10 protein-coding genes are annotated in these 8,222 nt (G+C 70.0%); 6 read left to right on the top strand and 4 right to left on the bottom strand.

What is annotated here, in order from left to right:
- Positions 1-136: 136 nt before the first annotated feature.
- Genes gspI through gspG form a run of 3 tightly spaced genes read right to left on the bottom strand, consistent with a single transcriptional unit; the run spans position 137 to position 1,460 of the window.
- Entirely contained in the window at positions 137-520 is a 384-nt protein-coding gene (gene gspI, locus BUA54_RS20135; RefSeq protein WP_072859028.1) for a type II secretion system minor pseudopilin GspI, read from the bottom strand.
- Entirely contained in the window at positions 517-984 is a 468-nt protein-coding gene (locus BUA54_RS20130; RefSeq protein ID WP_072859027.1) for a prepilin-type N-terminal cleavage/methylation domain-containing protein, read from the bottom strand. Before BUA54_RS20130 ends, gspI begins: the two co-directional genes overlap by 4 nt.
- On the bottom strand, positions 984-1,460 hold the full coding sequence (gspG, locus tag BUA54_RS20125) for a type II secretion system major pseudopilin GspG (RefSeq protein ID WP_072859026.1): 477 nt from the start codon (positions 1,458-1,460) through the stop codon (positions 984-986). The genes BUA54_RS20130 and gspG overlap by 1 nt, the downstream gene beginning before the upstream one ends.
- 76 nt (positions 1,461-1,536) lie before the next feature.
- On the opposite strand from gspG, the gene gspL reads away from it, so the two are divergent.
- Genes gspL through BUA54_RS20105 form a run of 4 tightly spaced genes read left to right on the top strand, consistent with a single transcriptional unit; the run spans position 1,537 to position 5,839 of the window.
- Positions 1,537-2,697, top strand: coding sequence for a type II secretion system protein GspL (gene gspL / locus BUA54_RS20120; RefSeq protein WP_072859025.1), 1,161 nt, complete (start codon positions 1,537-1,539; stop codon positions 2,695-2,697).
- Positions 2,694-3,152, top strand: coding sequence for a type II secretion system protein GspM (gspM, locus tag BUA54_RS20115; RefSeq protein WP_072859024.1), 459 nt, complete (start codon positions 2,694-2,696; stop codon positions 3,150-3,152). The genes gspL and gspM overlap by 4 nt, the downstream gene beginning before the upstream one ends.
- Positions 3,149-4,630: a GspE/PulE family protein gene (locus BUA54_RS20110; protein WP_072859023.1), complete on the top strand. Its 1,482-nt coding sequence runs from the start codon at positions 3,149-3,151 to the stop codon at positions 4,628-4,630. Before gspM ends, BUA54_RS20110 begins: the two co-directional genes overlap by 4 nt.
- The gene (locus BUA54_RS20105; protein ID WP_072859022.1) at positions 4,631-5,839 is read left to right on the top strand and encodes a type II secretion system F family protein; all 1,209 of its coding nucleotides are present in this window, start codon (positions 4,631-4,633) and stop codon (positions 5,837-5,839) included.
- A 3-nt stretch (positions 5,840-5,842) separates the two neighbouring features.
- Here the strand turns inward: BUA54_RS20105 and BUA54_RS20100 are convergent, their stop codons facing one another.
- Positions 5,843-6,577 carry a hypothetical protein gene (locus tag BUA54_RS20100; RefSeq protein WP_072859021.1) on the bottom strand — a complete coding sequence of 245 codons (735 nt, stop codon included), beginning with the start codon at positions 6,575-6,577 and terminating at the stop codon, positions 5,843-5,845.
- Here BUA54_RS20100 and BUA54_RS20095 point away from each other — a divergent pair.
- Positions 6,496-7,611 carry a penicillin-binding protein activator gene (locus tag BUA54_RS20095; RefSeq protein WP_084114708.1) on the top strand — a complete coding sequence of 372 codons (1,116 nt, stop codon included), beginning with the start codon at positions 6,496-6,498 and terminating at the stop codon, positions 7,609-7,611. The genes BUA54_RS20100 and BUA54_RS20095 overlap by 82 nt on opposite strands.
- Positions 7,608-8,213, top strand: coding sequence for a prepilin-type N-terminal cleavage/methylation domain-containing protein (locus BUA54_RS20090; RefSeq protein WP_072859019.1), 606 nt, complete (start codon positions 7,608-7,610; stop codon positions 8,211-8,213). The genes BUA54_RS20095 and BUA54_RS20090 overlap by 4 nt, the downstream gene beginning before the upstream one ends.
- Positions 8,214-8,222: the final 9 nt, after the last annotated feature.

The following is an 8,222-nucleotide window of genomic DNA, read 5'->3' as shown; positions in this document are numbered from 1 at the left end:
GACAGGGCGGCGGCGTCCGGCATGATCGCCGCGGCACCGGTCAGGTGCCAGGTCACCGGTGCCGCCGCGACGGCCAGCGATGCCGCGACGGCGACGCCCGTGCCGATCGGCAACCAACCCGCGACGCCAGACCTGATCACTCCCGCGCCTCCCCGTTGAACCCTGTCACCGTGTAACCTGTGACACGATAGAGCGTCCCGGACGCGCTGTCACCCGGCGGTGCCACCACATCGACCGTGATCGCCGTCAGGTTCGGATCGTCCGTCGGCCTGCGCGACACCTTCACCGGAAAGTCGCGGCCCATGATCGGCAGGGTAGCCTCCTCCGGCAGGCCCAGCCGTGCCGCCGTCAGGGCCTGATCCGCCGCCCAGCGGGCAAGGGTGCGGTCGGTCACGGCGGTGATGCGGGCGGCATGGCCCTCGGTCGCGGTCAGCAGGGACACGGCACCCAGCGCCAGCACCGCCATGGCGACCAGCGCCTCGATCAGGGTGAAGCCCGCCTCGGGGTTGCGCGCGGTCACGGCGTATCGACCTGAACCGCATTGACGCCGTCGAACCGGATCAATGTTTCCAGCCCGCTGTCGGCGCGCAGGGTGAGCGCCAGCGGCGCCCCGGTCACCGGCAACAGGTCGCCATCGACGACAAAGCGACCCTCGGCCGCACCGTCGGGATCGGTCGGCCGCGCACCGGGAGTCGCGTGGGGTTCGGCCAGCAGGGCGACCGGATGCGGCTGCCAGTCCGCGCCGCGCTGCACCTCGAACCGGTAGCCGTCGGCGTCCCAGACGAAGGCCACCACATCGCCGGTCAGCAGCGTCTCGTCGGCGGCGCGATTCAGGCGGGCGGCAAGCAGGGTCGCCTCGCGCTGCAATGCGTCGCCACGATCGACCGGACCCAGCGACAGGCCGACGGCACCGGCCATGACCCCGATCAGCACAAGGACCACCAGCACCTCGACGAGCGTGACACCGGCGTCGCGGGCGCGCATCAATTGGTGGCGGTCGCTTGGCCGTGGGCGATGTCGGCTGCCGGACCTTCGCCCCCCGGCGCGCCGTCCGCGCCCAGCGTCATCAGATCGAACCCGCCGGTGTCCCCCGGCGAGCGATAGAGATAGGCGTTCCCCCAGGGATCGACGGGCAGTTGCGAGAGGTATCCCCCCGCCGCCCAGTTGCGCGGCTCGGGTGAGGTCGTCGGTCGGGTCGACAGAGCCGCTAGTCCCTGCGCCGTCGTCGGATAGGTCTGGTTGTCGAGACGGTAGAGTTCGAGCGCGGATCCGATGGTGCGGATGTCGGTCTGCGCGACGGCGACCCGCGCTTCGTCCGGACGGCCGATGACGTTCGGCACGATGATCGCCGCAACCAGCGCGATGATGACCAGGACCACCATCATCTCGATCAGCGTGACACCAGCGTCGGGCGCACGGTGCCGCCGCACGATGCCGCGCCGCTTGAACCTCAGATCCATGAAACTGTTTCCTTTCCGCGCGCGTGGGTGCAACTATGGTAACGGAAGAACGAGGCGGATGAAAAGGCAATAATTCGTGATAAATCAAGAGCCTATCGCGACGCAGGGTGCCTCTGGGCAGGCTGTTGCGCTGGCCGGAGGTCACGTTTCAAACACGCCGGCACCCCCTCGGGCCGCGCAAGCGGGGAGCCCGGCCCTTCAGGCACGGCTGGCGCAGGCACTGAGCCATCGCAGCCAGCCGCTTCCTTTTCTTCTGGCGGCCGAACAGGTCGGCTCCCACCTCATCACGCTGCCCCCCGCCAAGGCCCGTCAGCGCGCCGCCATGCTGGCCTTTGCCGCCGAGGAGAGGATCGCCGCCCCGCTGGATGCGACCGTCGTGGCACCGGGGCCGATCATCGCGCCCGCAGGTGCGCCGCAACTGACCTTCGTCGTGGCCCGTCGGGTGATTGACGCCTGCCCGCAGGAGGCACCGCGCATCCTGCCCGAGATCCTGCTGATCCCGCGCCCCGCGACCGGCTGGGCGGTCTGGCGCGACGGCGACCGCTGCGTGGTCCGTGCGGCCGACGGGACGGGATTTGCTGCCGCCACGGAAGTCCTTTTGCTGCTGTGGACGCGCGCCGGGCAGCCCGAGATTCTGTCCTGCGGCATGGCCCTGCCGCCGGAGATACGCCAGACGGACCGGTCGGCCACCGTGCCTCTACCCGACCCGGCAGAACTGGCCTACGGCCTGCCGCGCGTGCGACCCGGCGATGCGGCGCGCACGTGGCGGCCCGTGATCCTGGCGGGTGCCCTGCTGGCGGCGGGGCTGGCCGCGCACCTGACCTTGCTGGCTGTCGATGTGATGGCGTTGGGCCGGATCGCACGGGTCGACAGACAAGCGGCCCAGGCTGCGATCGCCGGACCGCTGCCAGGCATTGCCATGTCGGAGGATGTCGCACCCATCCTGCAGCGGCTGGCCCCGACCGTGGCCGCACCGGCGGGCAGCGCCTTTCTGCCGTTGCTCGCGGATGTGTCGGCCACGCTGGCCGCGACGGACGCCACGGCCACGCTGCGCCGGATGGCCTGGACCGCGGCGGACGACACGCTGGTGGTGCTCGTCCAGGCAAACGGGCTGGAGGCGTTGCAGGCCATCGAACGCGGGCTGACCGACGCGGGATTTGCCGTGCGGTCCGGTGCGGCCAGCGCCGGCGATGGTGGAGCAGAGGTGGAACTGCGCATCAGTCGGGGGTCGGCATGACCGCATGGTTCGCCCGCCTGAGCCTGCGTGAACGTGTCATGGTGGCCGCAGCTGTCCCGTTGGCACTTCTGCTGATCCTTTATCAGTTCGCCTGGGTGCCGCTGCAGGACGCCCGTGCCGCACGGCTGGATGAGATCGCAGCCTATCGCCTCGTCACCGGTGCCGCGGCGCGCCGCGCAGCCGATCCGACCCCGGTCGCGGCCCCGGCCCCCGCCGACCCCATTGCGACCCGCGTCACGCAAAGCGCGGAGGCGGCGGGCCTGCAACTGCGCCGTCTTGAGCCGGAGGGCACCGGCCTGAGGGTCACCCTCGACGACGTGGCCTTCGCCGACTTGATGCTGTGGCTCGCCGACATGCAGGCGACCTACGCCGTGCGCGTTGCCGCGCTTGAGGTGGATCGCCGTCCGGCACCTGGCATCGTCTCGACCAGATTGCTGCTGGAGGATGACGTGTGACCCCGCGCCTGACCTACGCCTTCGCCCAGTCGCAGGGCGTGATCCTGATGGACGAGGGCGGCATCATTTGCCGCCATCGCCCCGATGCGTCGCTTGACGCCCTGCTGGAAGCGCAGCGGGTCCACGGCGGCCCGCTGATCTTTGCCGAGATCACCTCCGCCGCCTTCGAAGCGGCACTCGGCACCGTCTATCGCGATTCCGCATCAGAGGCCGCGCAGGTGGCCGCTGATGCCGACGACAATCTTGCCACGCTGGCCGACACTGCCGCATCGGTCGACGATCTGCTCGCGCAGAACGACGATGCGCCCGTCGTGCGCCTGATCAACGCGCTGCTGCTGGAGGCGGTGAAGGAAGGCGCCTCGGACGTGCATATCGAGACGGAGGAGCGACGCCTTCTGGTGCGCTTCCGCGTCGACGGCGTGCTGCGCGAGGTCATCAGCCCCAAGCGTGCGCTTGCCCCGCTGCTGGTCAGCCGGATCAAGGTCATGGGCAAGCTGGACATCGCCGAAAAGCGCCTGCCGCAGGACGGGCGCGTCAGTCTTCGCGTGGGGGGCTATGATCTGGACGTGCGGATTTCCACGATCCCCAGCCAGTTCGGCGAACGTGTCGTGCTGCGCCTGCTGGATCGCGGTCAGACCCTGCGCGGGATCGACCACCTGGGACTGTCGGACACGGACAATGCCAAGCTCAAGCGGATCCTCTCGCGGCCCGACGGGCTGGTCCTGGTGACCGGGCCCACGGGATCGGGCAAGACGACGACCCTTTATGCGGGGCTCGACATGCTCAACGACAGGCAGCGCAACATCATGACGGTCGAGGATCCGATCGAATACACGATGGACGGCGTCGGCCAGATGCAGGTGAACCCCAAGACCGACCTGACCTTCGCGCGCGGCCTGCGCGCGATCCTGCGGCAGGATCCCGACGTCATCATGGTCGGCGAGATCCGCGACCGCGAGACGGCCCAGATCGCGGTGGAAAGCGCGATGACCGGGCACCTCGTGATCTCGACCCTGCACACCAATACCGCCATCGGTGCCGTGTCGCGGCTGGTCGAAATGGGCGTCGAACGCTTCCTTCTGGCCCCGATGCTGCGCGGGCTGGTGGCGCAGCGGCTGGTGCGGCGGACCTGCCCGGACTGCAAGGCCGATCATGTGCTGACCGAGGCGGAAAGCGCGCTGCTGTCCCATGCGGTCCCGGCGGGGGAGGTCATGCAGATCGGCACCGGCTGCGACGCCTGCCACGGATCCGGCCATCGCGGGCGCCTGCCGCTATACGAAGTGATCGAAGTGGATACCGCGCTTGAGAAGATGCTGCACGAAGGTGGATCGGAGGCGGACCTGATCGCCGCCGCACGGACGCGCGGGGCGGGCATCCTGGCTGACGGTGTGGCCAAGTTGCGAGCCGGGCTGACCACCCCGCAAGAGGTCGCCCGTGCCGTCCACGAAGACCCCGGCCTGCCAGAGGTGACGGCTTAAATGGCGGCTTTTGCCTACACCGCCGTCGATCCGTCGGGCAAGACGGTCAAGGGCATCGCCGAGGCGAGCAATGCCGCCGCCGCCCGGCAGTCCCTGAGGGCGCGCCAATTGCTGCCGGTCAGCGTCGAGCCGACGACGGCGAGGCGCGGCGCTCCGGCCCTGCGGCGGACGAAATCCGTGTCGATCCGTGCGCTGACACTGGTGACGCGGCAGCTCGCGACGCTGATCGGGTCGGGCATTTCGGTCGAACAATCGCTCAAGACGGTGGCCGACCAGTCCGACAAGCCCGCCACATCGACGCTGTTGCTGAACCTGCGGTCCGCGGTGCTGGACGGGCGCAGCTTTGCGCAGGCGCTGGGTGATTATCCCCAGACCTTCGGCGACTACTATCGCGCCTCGGTCGCGGCGGGAGAAAGCTCCGGCCAGTTGGGCCGGGTCATGGACCTGCTGTCGGGCTTCGTCGAGACGCGGGCCAAGAACCGCCAGACGGTGCAGCTTGCGCTGCTCTACCCCGCGATCCTGGCCGTCGTGTCGCTGGCGGTGATCGTGGCGCTGCTGACCTTCGTGGTGCCCGACATCGTGCGCGTCTTCACCGCGCGCGGGGCGGAACTGCCGTTCCTGACCCGCGCGCTGATCGCGGTATCGGATTTCATCAACCAATGGGGGCTGGTGACGCTGGCAGCCATCGTGGCAATGATCCTCGCCACGGGCGCGGTCTTGCGGCGGCCGGCTGTCAGGTTGCGCTGGCACAGATTACTGGCGCGCGCGCCGGTCACACGGACGTTTGTGTTGAAAGCCAACGCCGCGCAATTCGCGGGCACCCTGTCCACGTTGATCGTCAGCCAGGTGCCGCTGACGGACGCGCTCGAGGCGGCGGCGCAGACCGTGCCAAACCTTTACATCCGCGCGCGCGTTCAGGCCGCCAGCGCGCGGGTGCGCGAGGGCACGGCCCTGTCGCGCGCGCTGGCGGAAGCCGACATCTTTCCCCCCATGCTGATCGCGATGGTCGCCAGCGGCGAGGCGGGCGGCGTGCTTGGCGCGACCCTGACCCGCGCCGCCGAGGATCAGGCGCGCGACCTCAACGCGCTGGTCGCGGCCCTGGTGGCGCTGGTCGAGCCGGCTGTCCTGCTGCTCATGGGCGGCATCGTCATGCTGCTGGTGCTGTCGATCCTGCTGCCGATCGTGAACCTCAACAACCTCGTCAGCTGATCGTCAGAACGGCATGTCCAGCATGATCGGCGCACCGGTCGGCAGGCCGGGGATCAGCGCCGACCCCGCGGGCTGGAGGGTCAGGATGAGGCGGCGATCACCGGCGACGACCACCTCGGCCAGCGGAGTGCCTGCGGTCGTGACCCGGGCGCGCGCGTCGAGGCCGACGGTATCGAGGGCAATGTCCAGTGGCGGGACGGGGTTCACCCGGCCATTCGTTTCGATGCAGGTGCCCGAGTCGACGGTGATGCGCCCCTGCGCAGCGGCGGCCCCGCGCGACAGGCTGGCCCCGACGCCGTCGACCACGGCCCGCGTGGTGCAGCTGTCGACCGCGAGGCCGGGCATCAGTTTCAACAGGCCGGGACCGGCACGGCCGGCCAGGTCGTCAAGCGATACGCTGAGGGGACTCGCGCGCAGGCTGCCTGTCAACTGCGTGTCCGCACCTGTCAGCACCGTATCGGCCCGCGCGCGCAGAACCAGCAGGTCGGCGGTACGGTGGTCCCACGTCAGGGCGTAGCCGCCCTTCACCTCGGCGCGACCATGCCGCAAAGTGCCATTAAGGGCTGTGATTTGCGGCGGGATGCTGACAAAGTGACGCAAGGCGCTCGCCGGCATCGTCGCGCCAAGCGCGACCATGTAGATCAGGGCGATCACCAATGTCAGAGCCAGACCAGTCGACACCCTGCGCAAGGTGGACCCTCGGGCGACGCGGCTTTCTGCGGGGGCTGTGCGGAACATCGGCGGCGACCTTGCTGGGCGGTTGTGCGAGCCTGTCTGGCGAACCGGCCCTGCCACCGGCAGGCACCGTCGGCAAGGCGGCCTTGCTGGCCCCGCTGTCGGGACCTCAGGCGTCAATAGGCCAGATCATGCAGGCCGCCGCAAGCCTTGGCGGCAACGACATCGGACCGGGTGCCGAAGTCGCCGTCTACGATTCCGGCGGCACCGATGCCAGCGCCGTCGCGGCGGCCCAGCTTGCCCTGCAGAACGGAGCGCGCATGTTGCTGGGGCCCCTTCTGTCGGGGCAAAGCCGGGCGGTCGGTGCAACGGCCGGCCGCGTGCCCGTCGTCGCGCTGACCAACGACAGCACCGTCGCCAATGGGAACGTCTTTGTCTTCGGCGTGACGCCGTTGCAGTCGGCGCGCGCGGTCATCGGCTTTGCCGGGACGCGCGGCAAACGCCGGATCGGCGTGGTGGTGCCCAACTCTCCTTTCGGACAGCTTCATGCCGCCGCAGCGCAGGCGGCGGGTGCGGCCGTGGGGGCTGGCGTGGCGCCACCCGTCGTCAGCGACAGTGCCGATGGCCTTGTCGCGGCCGTGACCGCCAATGCGGGCGGCGCGCTGCCCGATGCGGTCTATCTGCCGATCGTCGGCGGCGCGTTCGAGGCGCAGGCGGCGGCGCTGCAGGGGGCCGGGGTGCAGATCCTGGGGTCGGACCAGTGGTCGTCCATCGTGCCCTACCGCATCCCCGCGCTGATGGGCGCCTGGTTCGCGGCCCCGGATCCGATCCGCTACGAGGCCTTCGCGCTGGCGCTCGAGGAACAGACCGCCACCGAGGCAGGTGTGCTGGCGGGCCTCGCCTTCGACGCGGTCGAGATGGCCCGCCTGCTGGGGCGCATCGGCCAGCAGAACCGCGCGGGCCTGCTGCGCGAGGGGGGCTTCGACGGCGTGCTCGGCCCCTATCGCTTCAGCGAGGACGGCCAGTGCGCGCGGTCGCTTGCGGTGCTCAGCGTCCAGCAGGGGGCCACGACCCTGATCGGTGCGACCGGCGCATGATGGCACGCGACCGTGAAGCCGGTCTGACGTTGGTCGAGATGCTGGTCGCGCTGGTCCTCTTCACGCTGGTCGGTATCGCGTCATTCACGACGCTCGACGCCATTATCCGCACCCGTGACCGGACGGAAGGACGGCTGGAAGCAATCGCGCGCTACGACCGCGCCCTGCGGCTGTTCAGCCGCGACGTCATGCAAAGCGCGCCGGAGGACATTGCGCTGCGTGATGACGGCCTCGTCCTGTCCGGTTCGGGCGGTCGCATCCTGACCTGGAGCGGCGGCACCGGCGTCGTGCTGCGCCAGGTGCAGTCCCCCGGCACCGGACCCGGTATGCGGCAGAGTCTGCTGGAGGATATTGCCGGGCTGCAGTTGAGGGTTATGGACGACACGCTGACCTGGTTCGACAGCTGGCCGCCCGCCGACACGGAAGCCGACGCGCGGGCGGTCGAGATGACGATCGACCTGGGCGACGGACGCGGCAGCCTCGTGCGGCTTGCCGAGACCGCGCGGCCCGTGCCGCCCCCCCAGACCTTCGAGCTGACGGCGCCGCAGCCGGCCGGCGCCGCCTCGCCCGACGCCACCGCCCCGACTGACGGCGGCAACTGATGCAGCGCG

The organism is Loktanella atrilutea (genome assembly GCF_900128995.1).
GTDB classification, from domain to species: Bacteria; Pseudomonadota; Alphaproteobacteria; order Rhodobacterales; family Rhodobacteraceae; genus Loktanella; species Loktanella atrilutea.
The sequence above is the reverse complement of the archived record's forward strand: the minus strand, read 5'-3'. Positions and strand labels throughout refer to the sequence as shown.

Coding starts and splice junctions, on each gene's coding strand:
- BUA54_RS20090 (WP_072859019.1), top strand. CDS start 7,608: ATGATGGCACGCGACCGTGAAGCCGGTCTGACGTTGGTCGAGATGCTG.
- BUA54_RS20130 (WP_072859027.1), bottom strand. CDS start 984: ATGCGCGCCCGCGACGCCGGTGTCACGCTCGTCGAGGTGCTGGTGGTC.
- gspM (WP_072859024.1), top strand. CDS start 2,694: ATGACCGCATGGTTCGCCCGCCTGAGCCTGCGTGAACGTGTCATGGTG.
- BUA54_RS20095 (WP_084114708.1), top strand. CDS start 6,496: ATGTCAGAGCCAGACCAGTCGACACCCTGCGCAAGGTGGACCCTCGGG.
- BUA54_RS20100 (WP_072859021.1), bottom strand. CDS start 6,577: ATGTTCCGCACAGCCCCCGCAGAAAGCCGCGTCGCCCGAGGGTCCACC.
- BUA54_RS20105 (WP_072859022.1), top strand. CDS start 4,631: ATGGCGGCTTTTGCCTACACCGCCGTCGATCCGTCGGGCAAGACGGTC.
- gspG (WP_072859026.1), bottom strand. CDS start 1,460: ATGGATCTGAGGTTCAAGCGGCGCGGCATCGTGCGGCGGCACCGTGCG.